Here is a 16220-nt window from a genome sequence, read left to right as displayed (position 1 = left end):
TTTATATCATTATAAATATACATTGATTTTTTGGAAACTTTGCAGAAAAAAATGAGAAAGACAAATCCTATCTGGCTGCTGACTCTGCTTGTGATGCTTCCGCAGTTTGTGGAAACCATCTATAGTCCTGTTTTGCCAATGGTACAGGAACAGTTTGGAGTACATGAAGAAGCAGTTACCTTAACAATCAGTTTATATTTTATCGCATTTGCACTGGGCGTGGTATTTTGGGGAGTGCAATGCGACAGGATCGGGAGGAAAAAATCATTGGAATATGGTCTCATTACCTATGGAGCAGGAACGTTGGCTGCTGTTTTCGCTCCTGATTTTATGGTTCTTCTGGGAGCCAGGATTATTTCTGCATTCGGAATTTCGGTGGGTTCCATCGTAACACAAACCATTTTAAGGGATACTTTTGACAAAGATAATCTCAGCAAAGTATTTTCCTGGATCGGAATCGGCTTGTCCATCAGTCCGGTAATCGGAATGGTTACAGGTTCAATACTGGCTTCCTCCGGCGGACATCAGAGCGTATTTATTACACTGTGTATCCTGAGTATACTTTTTTTACTCCTTTCCAGACAGAAAATTGCTGAAACTCATCATGTAAAGAAATCCATCAGCTTAAACACATTGATCAGCTTATTGAAACGGATGCTGCTTGATCAGAGCATCATCAAGTGCTGTTTACTGATTATGAGCTTTAATGTCTTGTTATTTTCATACTATTCACTGGCTCCGTTTATCTTTAAAGAAAATCATTATTCCTCTTATGTTTTCGGCTACAGCAGTATGATACTGGCTGGCGGTACCTTCGCGGGAGCAAAGCTTAACAGATTTTTGTTATTGAAGAATATACGGTCTGAATATTTAGTTAAAGCAAGTACATTCTCAGCATTGGCTGCCTCTGTTTTTGTCTGGATTCTGACAGGTACAGGAATTTATTTTGTAATTCCCTACTTCTTTATTGTGATGGCATTCAGCATTGCAATTCCCAATATTTTAAGTACTGCATTGATTCATTATAAAAATGAAACAGGAAGCGCCGGGGCTTTATTAGGATTAATTTATTATGTTCTGATAGGTTTAGGATTGGTGAGTATTGGACTGATACAAAATCTGGGAATTGCGTGTGTCCTGTTTTCTGGAATTGGAGTTGGTACTTTATTGCTGTTTGGGAACAAAAAGAATTGATTTTGAAACATTAAGTTTAATGAAGGTGATAAGATTAAGTAAGTTTCATCAAAGATGAAAAATTAAGCAAAATGTTTATAAAACTTATTATTTTTACTCACTTGCAAAAACTTAATGTTTCAAATATTTTATATTTTAAAATTAATTTATTGTATAAAATCATACAGTGCTTCAAAAAATTTAGGATATACTTCGATATGCGGAAGGTGCCCGACATTTTCAATCTCGACAAGCTTTGAGCCTGCAATCTCACGTTGGGTTTCCTTTCCCAATTCCTGATATTGCCCCATTTTAGGTTGAAGTTCTTTAGGAGCTCTGTCCTTTCCTATCGCGGTTCTGTCCCTTGTTCCAATAATAAGCAATGTCGGAACTTTTATATTTTTAAATTCATAACATACCGGCTGATTGTAAATCATATCCGAAGTAAGTGCTGCATCCCATGCGACCTGAGGATAATCTTTATGAAGAGTCCATCCAGCAATTAAGTCAAGCCAGGGTTGATATTCTTCTTTCCATTTATTGTCGTAATAGAATTTCAGCTGATAATTTTTATAGGTTTCGGCTGTATTTTTAAGTTCAGACTGATAAGCCTGATCAATGGTCTGGTAGGCGGCAAAAGTTTTATAATCTTCCAGTCCGATCGGGTTTTCGAGAATCAGTTTCTGTACTTTCTCAGGATATAGTAATGTAAATCTGGTGGCCACCATTCCTCCCATTGAATGTCCAAGTACGATGGTTTTGTCAATTTTCAGTTCATCCAGAACTGCTTTTGTATTTTCTGCAAGCTGTGAAAAAGAAAATTGGTAAGCATGAGGCTTTGAAGACTTTCCAAATCCTATCTGATCAGGAATCACTACCCGGAATCCTTTAGCAGAAAGGTCTTTTGCTGTTTTCTCCCAGTACGCTCCATTAAAGTTTTTGCCGTGGAGAAGCATGACCGTTTTTCCGTTGGGTTTTTGCGGCATTACATCCATATAAGCCATTTTCAAATCTTCACCCTGAGACTTGAAATTAAGAAAATGAACTTCGTAAGGATATTGATAATCAGACAGCATTGCATCCAGAGGTTTTACCTGTGAAAACATAAAACCGGAGACCGTTAAAACAAAAGCGGTCATTATATTTCTGAAATGTTTCATAAAACGTTTATTTAAAGATTAAAATTAAAAAAACCGCTCCAAAAGGAACGGTTTTAACTGTTATTTTTAGTTAATATTTTTCAGACCATTATGCCATTGAAACTTCTTTTTCCTGTTTTGAAGGTAAATTCATTAAAACAATTGCAAAAAGAATCAAGGCAATTCCTACCCACTGAATGAAAAATACTTTCTCTCCCAGCAAAACAAAAGCCATGGTTACGGAAACCGGAAGTTCCAGCGATGAAACGATACTTCCAAGGCCCAATCCTGCATTGGGAAACCCAACATTGAATAAGATAGGCGGAATAATAGTTCCAAAGAGCGCCAGTACAAATCCATACGTGAGAAATATTGAATAATTAAATGAATGGATATGTTCCGTATTATCAGTAAAATTCAGGTATAATGATTTGAGACCATCAAAATACATAGGCCCTATCTGGGCAAAGAATAAGAATGCAAAAACGACAACAGAACCACCCGCCAGCATAATAATACTCTTTCTGAAAACCGGAAGATGAGTAGCCAGCGTATTAGAGGTGAACATTGTTAAAGTATATGACGCAGCTGCCATCAGCCCCCAGAATACTCCGTGCCAGTCCAGCTCTATTTCCATATTAATAAGATTGGTTGCCAGAACCGTTCCCAGCAAAACGATAACCACAGAAACCACTTTTCTTGTGTTGGGAAGTTTTTTAGTTAGGATACTTTCTACCACCACACTGAACCACACCGACTGCATCAATAATACAATAGCAATGGAAACATTGATATATTGCACGGCAATATAGTAGAATAAACTTGTTCCGCCTAAAGAAGTTCCTGCAAGCAAGAGCATTCTTACTTCTTTAGAACTTGGCATCGATAATTTCTGTTTTGAGGTTAGGGTCTGAATAAAGTTCAGGATCAAAAGTCCTGTCAAACCTAATACGAATTGGGAAGTAGTTACTTCTGAGGTTGTAAAGCCATCATGATAAGCCATTTTTACAAAAGTGGCCAACATACCGTATATACTAGCTCCAATCCCTACAAATAAAACACCTTTTAGTATATTTTTCTTCTTCATAATTTTTTTAACAGCCTGCAAAGGTACAACATATAAATTAAATCATTCAGCGGTGTTATGGTGATAGATAAATAAAATCGCCACAAGCAAAGCTTGTGGCGATTTTTGAGATTGATTATAAAAGTAAATTATTTCTTAACCATTACTTTAGAAGCAGCTTCAAAACCTAGTCCTTTGATTTTAACCATATAAGTTCCGTTGACAAGGTTGCTTGTAGAAATTGCTTTCTTTGCATCCGGTGAGATTTTATCTTCTGAAGAAACCAGCTTACCAGACATATCATACAATTCTACGCTTACTTTTCCAAGCGTATTGCTTGGGAATTTAATATAGAACTCGTCCTTGGCTGGGTTTGGATAGATAGAAATGTTGTTGTTCTTATCTGCCTTTACATCATTGGTAGCCAATAAACATGCTTCCGGAACGTTAAAGTCCTGAACCTGATCATTAATATTATTTTTAGCTCCTGCTGACGCATTCACTCCTAAACCTCTTCTTGCAAAAACTCCCCAGATCATACATTTATCCTGTCCCTGAGTAGTTGCCATCTCAGCTGCCAATATTGCATTTCTTCCATCAATGAAGCTAGGATTACAACCCTGAAGTTTAAGAGCATCTGTTACTAACTGTAGTACTTTTGTGCTTCCGTTAGGGGTTGTTGACAGCACATCTGAAGCATAACCATATTTTTCAACATATTTCCAGTGAAGATCCCATAACATGGTTGCCCAGACAAAACCAATTGAGTGTACATCCGGAACAATTGCTGATCCGTTATTGTATTCCATTCCGTTGGTATTTCCGTATGTAAATCCGTTAACCGTCATGTTGGTAGAATATTTTGCAGGTCTGATACCACCGCCTGTTATAGGCTGACCTATTGCGTAAGTACCAGTACCTCTCGCTACTGTAGCATCGTCTCCTGCTTTGTTTGTCAGCATTAAAGCAAAGAAATCAGACCATCCTTCTCCCATCTGTTCCTTACTCACGCCTGAATTCAGACAGTTGTATCCGGTACCGGTCATTCTGTTGGATATTCCATGACCGTATTCATGGGTTACGATTCCGTTATCAAAACTTCCGTCAGGAGTCTGGTTTCCTTTTAAAGTAACATTTACTGTTGTACTTGCTGCAAGGTGAGTTTTGATATATTCCCCTTCTGCATTGGTAATCAATACTGAAGGGATTGTAATTGTAGGGTCATTCCCTGCCATATTTCCTAAAGTAGAACCATTTACTGCGTTGTTATATATAATGGCCGCTTTAGCTCCGGCATCCTGAAGATTTTTCACTTTTACTGCAAAAGCACATGTTCCTCTCTCAACAAGCCCTATTTTATTAGTCAATGAGCTTGCAGGTAAAGCCGTACATCCGTCTAACACTGATGAAAGTGCTACATCTCCTGTCAGTCCGTTCATTGGTAATGGATTACCGAACTGTGCAGTTCCTGCTCCCGGTGTTCGGGAAACAGCAGCACTTGGTGCGTTATAGAAGAATACTCTTCCAACCGGAGACCAAAGATACATTTGCATTCTTCCATTATAACCATCCTGCCCTGAAGAGAAATTCGCATTATTTAATCCGCTTCCATCCTGTGCCTCTGCATATACAGAATCATCATCTCCTCCAACAGGTCCGTTACCAAAATTGTTCTGCTGGAAATTTCTGGCAGATTCTGTAAATCCAAATTTATAGAAAACGTCGTGAATTCTGTTATTCAGATAAAATAAATTTGTAATGGCAGCATTTCTGTTATTTAACGGCGTTTCATTGATGTTAAAAGGGAAATCAAAATTTCTTGTTGCCCCTCCGTCTGCCGGAGTTCCTGTAAGATAATCAGGTGCAGTTAAAGCTGTTCCAGCTGAATCTTCATAGGCAAAAACGTTATTTCCTCTTGTAATAGTGTAATGATTGGTTCCGTCAGAATGCCATCCTTCAGGAGAAGCACTCAGGATCCAGGGATTGGTAATAATGGATCTTGAACCAAAAGTTGGTGCTTCAATAGGTAACGGAAACACATTGTATGATGCATTATCCGGCAAAAGTAATGGAATATTATTCTGTGCTATGTTGTTCTGAGGCCCCACCAAGGTATTTTCAAAATGATCGGCATGGGTATATTCCACATCGGATGAATAAGCATCATGATGAAAATTACAAGATAATGTAAGGTTATTTTTCAACAGGATATTTCCATTGTTGGCATCTACTACAATATTCCAGTAATTGGGTGACTTTGGTTCCATTAAGGTATATTCATATGCCAAACGGAGGTCTCCGCTCTCATCATTTGCGTATACCAATCTTTGATTGGCCGAAGTTGCTTTCTTCTGAGTTTTTTCAAGATACTCAAGAATAGTGAAGTTTGCTATCTCAGGATTTTTCAGATCTTCAGCAATCTTCTGAAGCGCTGTACTTTTACTGATAGCAGCAGTACCTGATGTAGATGCAGTATAATCTTTTACAAAATTATCAGTGTAGTAAACAATTTTATTGTCCTGAATCAATGCTGTTCCTACAGAGCTGTATATTGGCAAACCATTATAAGTCTGTAAAAATTTAACAACATTACCATTCAATGATTTTGACGGATCTACATTATCAACAATGATATTATTAAGATCAGACTTTTTATATTCCCTGATTTTATTTTGAGAAATATAATCTTTAATCAGTTTTTCATTATCCTGTCCGAATAATATTGCCGGAAATGCAGAAAATACCGCAAATAAAATAGGTAAAGCTTTGTTTTTCATATCCATTATTAAAGGCGCTAATCTACAAATAATTCACATAACTTTAATACTTTTTATATTAAAAATTAAATATAAATCAATACAAATAAAGAAAGACCACTTTGAAATCAATTTACATATTTCTCAATCATGAGAATCCTGCATTATATTTACGCGTACCACATTATGTTTACCACATGTTTAATTTTTTTCCATACAAACATTTTCTTTTTATAAGTCATTTTAATGAATATAAATTTCTGACCCACAGAAATCTGTTTTTACTGTTTTACCCGATAGTTTTTGTTTTTTTAATGTCTTATTACACTTTTATGTTCTTTGCCGTACAGCCATAAAAAAAGCCGCTCAAATGAGCGGCTCTTATGTATTATAATGGTTCAAAGATTATTTACCTTCTTCCATTTTTCTTTTCAACTCTGCTAATGCATCGATGTCTCCAAGAGTAGATCTTTCTTCGTTGTTAGAAGAAGAAGTTACGTTTCTAGAAGAAGCTTCTTTTACGTTTTTCTTCTCTTCGTCTCTGAAGATACCTGTGTGAGATACTACTACTCTCTTGAATTCTTTGTTGAATTCGATTACTTTGAACTGAGCTTCTTCACCTTTTTTGATTTTAGATCCATCTTCTTTCTCTAATAATCTTGAAGGACAGAAAGCTTCAACCTCAGCATCCTCGAATTGAACAGAAGCTCCTTTATCGTGAACTTCTACAGCTTTACCAGCGTGGATAGTTCCTTCAGCATATTTAGTTTCGAATTTATCCCATGGGTTTTCAGTCAATTGCTTGTGACCTAGAGATAATCTTCTAGCCTGAATATCTAATTCAAGAACTACAACGTCTAATTTATCACCTACTGCACAGAACTCAGATGGGTGCTTGATTTTCTTAGTCCAAGAAAGATCAGAGATGTAGATTAATCCGTCGATACCTTCTTCTAACTCTACGAATACACCAAAGTTAGTGAAGTTTCTTACAGTTCCTACATGCTGAGATCCTACCGGATACTTAGCTTCGATGTTTTCCCATGGATCTTTAGACAATTGCTTGATACCAAGAGAAATTTTTCTTTCTTCTCTATCTAAAGTTAATACTTCAGCTTCTACTTCATCACCTACTTTTACGAAATCTCCAGCAGATCTTAAGTGAGTAGACCAAGACATTTCAGAAACGTGGATTAATCCTTCAACACCTGGAGCGATTTCTACGAATGCACCATAGTCAGCAAGAACTACTACTTTTCCTTTTACTTTGTCACCTACTTTCAAGTCAGCAGAAAGAGCATCCCAAGGATGAGCTTCTAATTGCTTCATACCTAATTGGATTCTTGTTTTCTCATCATCGAAATCAAGGATTACAACTTTTACAGTTTGTCCGTCCTCAAGGATTTCAGATGGGTGGTTCACTCTAGACCAAGAAAGGTCTGTAATGTGGATCAATCCATCTACACCACCTAAGTCAATGAATACACCGTAAGAAGTGATGTTCTTAACAGTACCTTCAAGAACCTGTCCTTTTTCAAGCTGAGCGATGATTTCTTTTTTCTGACCTTCGATATCTGCTTCGATCAATGCTTTGTGAGATACCACTACGTTTTTGAACTCAGGGTTGATTTTCACAACTTTGAACTCCATAGTTTTTCCTACGAACTGATCGTAATCTTTAATTGGCTTAACGTCAATTTGAGAACCAGGTAAGAATGCTTCGATTCCGTGAACGTCAACGATCATACCACCTTTAGTTCTTGATTTAACAAAACCGTTAACGATTTCTCCAGTTTCGTGAAGTTCGTTTACTTTATCCCAAGCTTTAAGCGTTCTCGCTTTTCTGTGAGATAACTGTAATTGTCCAGTTTTGTCTTCTCTCTTGTCAACCATTACTTCTACCTCGTCACCTACTTTCAGGCCTTGGTTGTAACGGAATTCGTTTAGAGAGATAACACCTTCAGATTTGAAGTTGATGTCTACGATAGCTTCTTTATCAGTTAATCTTACAACTTTACCAATTAGAACGTCGTTATCGTCTAAGTTGTTTAATGATCCGTTGTAGATTTCTTCTAAATCGCTTTTTTCTTTTCTCGCATCTGCATCAAGACCTGATTCGAATGAATCCCAATCAAATTGTTCTGGTGCTACGTTTTGGTTTAATAAAACCTCTGCTGAATTTGTCTCTTTTGACATTTTCTAATAAATTTGTATTCCTTCTTTTTTAACGGTTTGAATAAATGCAGATTAAAAAATACGGAAGTAATTAATTTTAAGTAATTTACTCTTCAAACCTTTTCGCCACAAAAGTGGGTGCAAAGATACTATTTTTATTTGAGATAAGCAATAGATTCTACTACTCTGATATTTAATTTATATATTTAAAAATCAACACCTTGATTAAAGTATGCTTCGACTGAGCTCAGCATGACAATGTATGATTTGAACAATATAATGCAACAGCATAGTATTATAGTGGTAATGCTGAGCATAAACTGAAAGTTTACGAAAGCAGTTCATGAGATTCTTCATTTCGCTGCGCTTCATTCAGAATGACAGGAACACAGAATTAAAGAAGGCCCACACTTTCTTATCCTTCTCAAACTCTCCTGCTCTCAAACTCTTCCACTCTAAACCCTCAAACTCCAAAATTCACTACCTTTGCAGCATGGAATTACAGCCGATCTATCAAAAACTGCAGATTCAGGATATGAATCAGATGCAGAAATCTACTTATAAAGCGTCTGAAAACAATACAGACATTGTCTTACTCTCTCCTACAGGATCCGGGAAAACGCTGGCCTTTTTATTTCCTGTTCTCAGAAATCTGAAAAAAAATGTTCAGGGTGTTCAGGCATTGATACTGGTTCCGGCAAGGGAGCTTGCTTTACAGATTGAGCAGGTTTTTAAATCCATGGGAACAGATTTTAAAGTTTCTGTATGCTATGGAGGACATGATAAAAAAATTGAAGTTAACAATTTGATTGAAGCTCCGGCTGTATTGATCGGAACTCCCGGAAGAGTTGTTTATCATTTAAGAAATAACAATTTTGATCCGAAAACAATTAAGACTCTGGTTCTTGATGAATTCGACAAAGCTCTGGAATTGGGTTTCCATGATGATATGGAATTTATTTCCAATTCTTTAAAAGGGCTTTCTCAGAGAATTTTAACATCTGCCACAGCTATGGATGAAATTCCGGCTTTTACAGGCTTAAAAGATGAGAAAGTAATCAGTTTCCTAAAAGAAAATGATGTAAAACCCGATCTCCAGCTGAGAAAAGTGATGACTATTCCGGAGGAAAAACTGGATACACTTTTCAATCTGGTTTGTAAAATCGGAAACAAAAGGACGTTGATTTTCTGCAACCACCGTGATGCTGTAGACCGTATCTCTGAACTTCTTCATCAGATGGGAATAGACAGAGAAACCTTCCATGGCGGTATGGAACAGGATGAAAGAGAACGTGCGCTGCTGAAATTCCGTAATGATTCTGCAAGAATTCTTATTACTACGGATCTTGCTGCCCGCGGACTTGATATTCCTGAGGTAGAATCTATTGTTCATTATCAACTTCCTCCAAAAGAAGATGCTTTTATTCACAGAAACGGACGTACCGCAAGAATGAATGCCAAAGGTTTTGTCTACCTGATCATGACTGAAGAGGAAAACTTCCCGTTCATTAAAAACAATACTCCTGAAGAAAGCGTTGCCGGATTCACTAAAGTTCCGCAAAAAACATCTTTCCAGACGGTTTACATCAGTGCAGGAAAAAAGGATAAAGTAAATAAGGTAGATATTGTAGGATATCTGCTAAAGAAAGGAGAGCTTCAAAAAGAAGATGTAGGAATTATCGAAGTAAAAGATACGACATCATATGTTGCTGTCTCTAGAAATAAAGTAAACGCCCTTTTAAGAAAGCTTCAGAACGAAAAACTTAAAGGTAAGAAGGTAAAAATGGAGATTGCTTATTAGACCTTTCACTCTATACTTTATTGTCATTGCGGGGAGCACAGCGACGAAGCAATCTGCCCTCCCCGCAATGACATAATATTATTTAATTCCTTTCACTCTCAGAGGGAAAGTATACACTGACCTGGAGGCAGTAATGAAAAGAATATCATTGTTTTTACCGCCAAAAGTGACATTGGAGGTCCAGTCTTCAGGAATCGGAATGTGATAGATCTTCTTCCCGGAACTGTTGAAAACATGTACTCCTTTTCCTGTCAGGTAGAGGTTTCCGTGTTTATCCATCGTCATACCATCTGACCCCATCTCACAGAACAGTTTTTTCTCAGATAATTTTCCTTCTCCCAATATATCATAAACGTAGGTTTTTCCGGCATCAATATCAGATAAGTACAATTTCTTTAGTTTTTCACTCCCAACAATACCATTGGGTTGGGTGAAAGTCTCTAATTTGGTAACTTTTCCTGATTTATCTCTGTAATAAAGACTTTTATGTTGAATTTCCTGTTTAAAACCAACCCAGTAATCTCTTTCATACAAAGGGTCTGTAAAGTACATTCCCCCAAATTCATCATTCCATACATCATTGGGGCCGTTCAGCCTTTTTCCTTCGAAACCTTTTAGCAGAACTTCTACTTTTTTGTCTTTGGATATCTTCCATATCTCACCCTGATCGTCTGAACAGGTGATCAAATACCCATCTTTGTCAAAGTGTGTTCCGTTTGCCCTTCCTGTTTTATTCAAAAACTCTATCACCTGATTGGTTTTCCAGTCCCAATAATAAATTTTATCATTAGGCTGATCGGTGAAATAAACATTCCCTTCTTTATCTGCTGATGGTCCTTCTGTGAAACTGAACTTGTCGGAAACCTTTTCCGGCTGCACTCCCTCATAAAACATTTTACTATAATTTACTGATTGACAGTTTACCAATGCGAAAACCAAACCAATCATACCTATTTTAAGTATATTCTTCATGCTTCATTTTTAAGGCTGCAATTTACGATATGACCCAGAGGTTTCAAAATATTTTCCCATTTTGACACAATAAAAACAACAGACACAAAATGTCCTAATTGTCCTATTTTTGAAGTAGATCATATTAGTAATGAAAAGATATAATCCGGAGCTTTGCAGTAACAGAATCAATCACTTTTTCATGGAACAGTCAATTTGAAAATAAGATTGGTCAGGATGAAAATTGTACTAAAATACTTTTATAGCATATAACAATGAGCGCAGAGTCCAACAATATCAAGTCTTTGGAAATTGAAAATGAAGATTTCAGAAATTCAGTGGGAACCATGGATGAAACCGGTAAAAGGAAGTGGATTTTTCCCAGAAAGCCCAAAGGAAAGTATACCAACTACAGGAATTACACCAGCTATTTTCTTCTTGCTTTATTTTTCGGACTGCCGTTTGTAAAGATCAATAACAATCCTTTTCTGCTGATCAATGTCATCGACAGGAAATTCTTTATCCTCGGACAGCCGTTTTATCTGCAGGACTTTTTTATTCTTGCTTTAGGAGCGGTAACCTCCGTCATTTTTGTGATGTTATTTACTGTCGTTTTCGGAAGAATATTCTGTGGGTGGCTATGCCCGCAGACGCTTTTTATGGAAATGGTCTTCCGTAAAATAGAATACTGGATCGAAGGAGACCGTAATAAACAGATGAAGCTGGACAGACAGGAATGGGATGCAGAGAAAATAAGAAAAAGACTGACGAAATGGTCTGTTTTCCTTTTAATTTCATTGATTATTTCTCACTTTATGTTCATGTATATTGTGGGCTACGAAGAAGTTTTCCGTATTATGAGTGAAGGACCTGAAGCCAACTCACTGAAGTTTATCGTTATGATCTTCTTTACCATGACATTCTATTTTGTTTTCGCATGGCTTCGTGAGCAGGTTTGTACGCTGGTTTGCCCTTACGGAAGGCTGCAGGGTGTATTGATCGACAAGCAAACGATCAATGTATATTATGATTTTAAAAGAGGGGAAGGCCGTGCAAAATGGAGAAATAATGAAGACAGAAAAGCAGCAGGGAAAGGAGATTGTATCGACTGTAACCAATGCGTTGTGGTATGTCCTACGGGAATCGATATCAGAAACGGACAGCAGCTGGAATGTGTAAACTGTACGGCCTGTATTGATGCCTGCGATGAAGTTATGGAGAAAGTTGGCTTACCTAAAGGATTGGTACGTTATGCAACGGAAGCTGAAATTGAAAATCAGGATAAATTCCGCTTTACGCCAAGAATGAAAGCAACAACCGTTATCCTTGCCTTATTAATCGGATTCCTTGGATTTTTAATGTACGATCGTGGTTCTATGGAAGCCAAATTCATCAAACCGGCAGGGTCCACATTCTTTGTTAAAAATGGCAAAATCACAAACACCTTTATTTACACCCTTCTGAATAAATCTAACGAGAAAAAAATGCTTACCATAAAAGTGATTACCCCAACAAATGCAGAGATCACTTACTTTGGTTCTGAAAAAATTATTTTAAAAGGGGATCAGATCCTGAAAGGAAACATCAACATTTCCTTTCCTGAAAACGAAATTAAATTCTCAAAACAGAATATGGTCATCGGAGTATTTGATGAAAAGGGACAGTTGGTAGATTCGTTTGAAACTACTTTTGAAGGACCGTTTAAGCTGGCTCTTTAGGTGGCAGATGATAGGTGATCGGTGGTAGGTTGTTTGGATCAGAAAAAGTAGTTGATGCTTCCCTAATTCCCCTCCTCCGGAGGGGTGGCAAAAATTCAAAGAATTTTTGACGGGGTGGTTTACAACAACCTCTCCATTAAACTTTAAACTGTGAACCTTAAACCTTACACTTTAAACTTTACACTCATTAAGCCTTATATTTCCTCATAAACTGCGTGGGAGTCATTCCGGAGCTTTTCCGGAATACTCTTACAAAGTAGGAATATTCTTCATATCCCAGTCTAAAGGCAATTTCCACCAAACTCTCGTTGAGATACATGAGCATTCTTTTGGCTTCCAGCACTACCCTTTCGGTGATCACATCAGTTGCTGTTTTTTGAACAACAGTCTGGGCAATCCTGTTCAGATGTTTGGATGAAATACCTAACAAAGAGGCATAATGCGTAATGGACTTGTGTTTTGTGAAGTTTTGTTCAATCAGATTTTCGAAATCCTGATAATGTTTAAAATAAGAAAGTCCGGCAGCAGAATCCATTGTATCAAAATCTTTTGAAAACAATCTTGCAGCATTAATAAAAATCTGAGACATTAATGATAAAATCAGGCCTTCTTTCATGATATTCTTAGCCTGATGCTCTTCTCCCAGTTCTTTAAATAAACTCATGTTTTTCTTCAATTCCTGAGCGTTCAATTGTAGTTTTCTCGGGAATGATACGGATCCGAAAAACGGAAAATTTCTGAGTTTCTGATTCACATAATGCATTTCATAAAATTCCTGGGAACAAAAGAAAATATAACCGTCTATATCTTCTGATAGCTCCCAGCTGTGAATCTGTCCCGGTGACAGGAAGAAAAGACTTCCTTCAGAGACTTCATATTTTTGAAAATCAATCTCATGCACTCCTGTCCCTTTGGTAAAGAGAACAGCTGCATAAAAATCATGTCTGTGAGGCTTCTCTATATGACGATGCCCCAACACCAAATGACTCTTCATAGTGTTAAAATAAAAATCTGAAGTATTTTTACCCGCCTGGAAAAGATCAATATGAAGAACGGAGATCGGATTCATTGATAAATATCTTAAGGATTCACAAATTTAGATAAAAAGAACCGGTAATAGCTGCTCTTCTTCTCTGTGATGACCAAATGGCTGTTTTGTGATGATTTTACATCTTTATTTTTCCTTTAAAACAAAGTCTGACCGCACTTTTTACAATATATTTTGGATGAAACTTTAAAAAATTTTTATCTTTGAAGTTTAGGAGTTGTAAAATGAAAATAAATTTACCTGATAAGCTGTATTATTCTATAGGAGAAGTTGCGAAAGCATTTGATGTAAACACTTCATTAATACGTTACTGGGAACAGGAATTCCCGATTATCAAGCCTAAAAAAAACAGAAAAGGAAACCGGTATTTCACTCCTGAAGACATCAAAAATCTTCAGATGATCTATCATCTCGTAAAAGAAAAAGGATATACCCTTGACGGAGCCCGTATCGCTCTGACCACCAACAGTAAAATTTCCGAAACCATTACCCTGATCGACCGCCTGGAGTTTGTAAAAGCTGAACTGATCAAGCTGAAAGAATCTTTAGGAGAAAGAGAAGAGGATTAAATGCTTTGAAAATATAAAACCTCCGCTGCAATGAATTGCAGCGGAGGTTTTTATTCATAGTAACACATGGGAAAGACAATGATTCATTATTGCTTTTTGTCCAGACTTATTCTTCTTTCTTAAAACTCACCACCAGATATTCTCCGTTTGAACAGTATTTCTTACAACTGTCATCTTTAAAGTTTTCAGGCTTTTTGGTGTATTCTTCAATATACCTCGCACTTTCAGCTGTATCAGCCGGAACTATAACAATATGGTAATTATCAGCCACTGTACTGTCGGCTTTTTTCAATGCCTCTTCCTTGTATTTTAATGCTTCTGTGTAATTCATATTTATATCGATTAATTAGGTGTGATAAAAAATTTACAAAAACCAAGCCGTTTGAAGAAATGCTATATAAAGAGCAATCAAGAATTTCAGTATCAATTACGAAATCATATCACCAAAAAAGCAATATTCCCGCCACCTTATAAACCATAAAACACTTTCTCTATATCATATTTAATCATTTCATTATCAGCTATTGCAGTGCTTTATTTTTATTAATATGTTTACTGTATGATGAGAAAAAACTATTACCGGAAACTGGCATTGATGGTCACATTGCTGACTGTTTTATTAGCCTATCAGAAATACACCAGTCGTGAAAAAGAACCTTTTCCCAAGGTAACGTTTATTTCAGATGCTTCAATACCAGCAAATCTATCAGATTTTGATCCCAATATACTGGACAAAGAACAATGGCAGAAACTTGGATTTTCAGAGAAACAAACAGCAACCATTCTGAAGTATAAAGATATTATTGGAGGAAAGTTTACTTCGAAACAGCAGTTGAAAAAATGTTATGCTATTTCCAATGAGAAATTCAGTGTACTGTCCTCTTTCATTTTACTTCCTGAAACAGCAGAAAAAGGAGATTCCAAAAGATTCACTCCATACGGGAAGAAAGGAATTATGATTTCAGGAAAATTCAATCCTGATCAGTTTTCTGTTCATGACTGGCTTAAGATGGGTTTCAGTGAAAAGCAGGCAGAAGCCATTATAAAGTATAAAAATTATCTTGGGGGAAGTTTTGTCAGTAAGAAAAAGTTTAAAGAATGCTTCATCATTTCCCCGGAGAATTACAGCAAACTTGAACCTTATCTTTTGCTGCCGGCAAAAACTCCGGAAAACTTCAGGAATTTCGCGAAGGATAATCCTGTAAAATCCAGAATTCAATATCATATTTTTGATCCTAATCAACTGGACTTAGAGGGCTGGAAAACACTTGGATTCTCAGAAAAACAAGCAATCACAATCCTCAATTACCGGAACCGGAATTTAAGAGGAAGCTTTAAAAGCCTTGACGATCTGCAGAAATGTTTTGTGATTTCTGCTGAGAAATTTCAGGAAATGAAACCTTATATCAAACTTCAGGAAAAACAGCAGGAAAAAACAGACTTTTCAAAAACAGACCTTAATACCATTACGTTTAAACAGCTTATAGAATTCGGACTGGATGAAAGAAGTGCAGGTTCAATCATTGGTTTCAGAAAGAAACTGGGAGGTTTTATGAATAAGCAGCAAATCCTAAGTACTTACAACATCGATCAGGATCTGGTTCAGAAACTGATTTCAATAGCTCCGTTGAATACATCAGATGTTCCCCGGTACTCATTAGTAAATGCACCGGAGGAATGGCTTAAAAATCATCCTTATTTCAAGTACTCAGCAGATAAAATCATATTCTACAGGATCAGTAATCCAGATGATAAAAAAATATGGAAACTCTTAAAGCTGAAACCTGAGTATGAAGAAAGAATGAAATTATATGTAAAATAACA

12 protein-coding genes are annotated in these 16220 nt (G+C 36.7%); 5 read left to right on the top strand and 7 right to left on the bottom strand.

Annotated features, from left to right (window positions below; genetic code table 11):
* The first annotated feature begins 51 nt into the window (after positions 1-51).
* Complete coding sequence (locus tag V0410_RS22375) at positions 52-1194, top strand: MFS transporter (protein ID WP_330745688.1); 1143 nt, start codon at positions 52-54, stop codon at positions 1192-1194.
* Between the two features lie 146 nt (positions 1195-1340).
* Here V0410_RS22375 and V0410_RS22370 read toward each other — a convergent pair whose 3' ends face one another.
* The 4 genes from V0410_RS22370 to rpsA form a co-directional block, all read right to left on the bottom strand.
* On the bottom strand, positions 1341-2333 hold the full coding sequence (locus V0410_RS22370) for an alpha/beta fold hydrolase (RefSeq protein ID WP_330745687.1): 993 nt from the start codon (positions 2331-2333) through the stop codon (positions 1341-1343).
* 88 nt (positions 2334-2421) lie between these two features.
* The gene (locus tag V0410_RS22365; RefSeq protein ID WP_330745686.1) at positions 2422-3399 is read right to left on the bottom strand and encodes an EamA family transporter; all 978 of its coding nucleotides are present in this window, start codon (positions 3397-3399) and stop codon (positions 2422-2424) included.
* Positions 3400-3527: 128 nt separating this feature from the next.
* The gene (locus V0410_RS22360) at positions 3528-6155 is read right to left on the bottom strand and encodes a T9SS-dependent M36 family metallopeptidase (RefSeq protein WP_330745685.1); all 2628 of its coding nucleotides are present in this window, start codon (positions 6153-6155) and stop codon (positions 3528-3530) included.
* A gap of 384 nt (positions 6156-6539) precedes the next feature.
* Complete coding sequence (gene rpsA / locus V0410_RS22355) at positions 6540-8330, bottom strand: 30S ribosomal protein S1 (protein ID WP_137905342.1); 1791 nt, start codon at positions 8328-8330, stop codon at positions 6540-6542.
* Positions 8331-8802: 472 nt separating this feature from the next.
* Between rpsA and V0410_RS22350 the strand changes: the two genes are divergently transcribed.
* A complete protein-coding gene (locus V0410_RS22350) occupies positions 8803-10110 on the top strand; it encodes a DEAD/DEAH box helicase (RefSeq protein WP_330745684.1) in 1308 nt (435 codons plus the stop codon).
* Between the two features lie 78 nt (positions 10111-10188).
* Here V0410_RS22350 and V0410_RS22345 read toward each other — a convergent pair whose 3' ends face one another.
* Positions 10189-11082, bottom strand: coding sequence for an SMP-30/gluconolactonase/LRE family protein (locus V0410_RS22345; protein ID WP_330745683.1), 894 nt, complete (start codon positions 11080-11082; stop codon positions 10189-10191).
* Positions 11083-11336: 254 nt separating this feature from the next.
* Here V0410_RS22345 and ccoG point away from each other — a divergent pair, with 254 nt between their 5' ends.
* Positions 11337-12779 carry a cytochrome c oxidase accessory protein CcoG gene (gene ccoG / locus V0410_RS22340; protein ID WP_330745682.1) on the top strand — a complete coding sequence of 481 codons (1443 nt, stop codon included), beginning with the start codon at positions 11337-11339 and terminating at the stop codon, positions 12777-12779.
* Positions 12780-12966: 187 nt separating this feature from the next.
* Here ccoG and V0410_RS22335 read toward each other — a convergent pair whose 3' ends face one another.
* Positions 12967-13848, bottom strand: a complete 882-nt coding sequence (locus V0410_RS22335) for an AraC family transcriptional regulator (RefSeq protein WP_330745681.1) — start codon at positions 13846-13848, stop codon at positions 12967-12969.
* Positions 13849-14051: 203 nt separating this feature from the next.
* Between V0410_RS22335 and V0410_RS22330 the strand changes: the two genes are divergently transcribed.
* Entirely contained in the window at positions 14052-14396 is a 345-nt protein-coding gene (locus V0410_RS22330) for a MerR family transcriptional regulator (RefSeq protein WP_062671077.1), read from the top strand.
* Between the two features lie 106 nt (positions 14397-14502).
* Here V0410_RS22330 and V0410_RS22325 read toward each other — a convergent pair whose 3' ends face one another.
* Complete coding sequence (locus V0410_RS22325; protein WP_202838507.1) at positions 14503-14727, bottom strand: hypothetical protein; 225 nt, start codon at positions 14725-14727, stop codon at positions 14503-14505.
* A 228-nt stretch (positions 14728-14955) separates the two neighbouring features.
* On the opposite strand from V0410_RS22325, the gene V0410_RS22320 reads away from it, so the two are divergent.
* On the top strand, positions 14956-16218 hold the full coding sequence (locus V0410_RS22320) for a hypothetical protein (protein WP_330745680.1): 1263 nt from the start codon (positions 14956-14958) through the stop codon (positions 16216-16218).
* The last annotated feature ends 2 nt before the right edge of the window (positions 16219-16220 follow it).

Origin of the sequence: Chryseobacterium sp. CP-77, from assembly GCF_036362765.1 — a bacterium.
GTDB lineage: Bacteria > Bacteroidota > Bacteroidia > Flavobacteriales > Weeksellaceae > Chryseobacterium > Chryseobacterium cupriresistens.
This window is presented reverse-complemented; position numbering and strand designations above follow the sequence as displayed.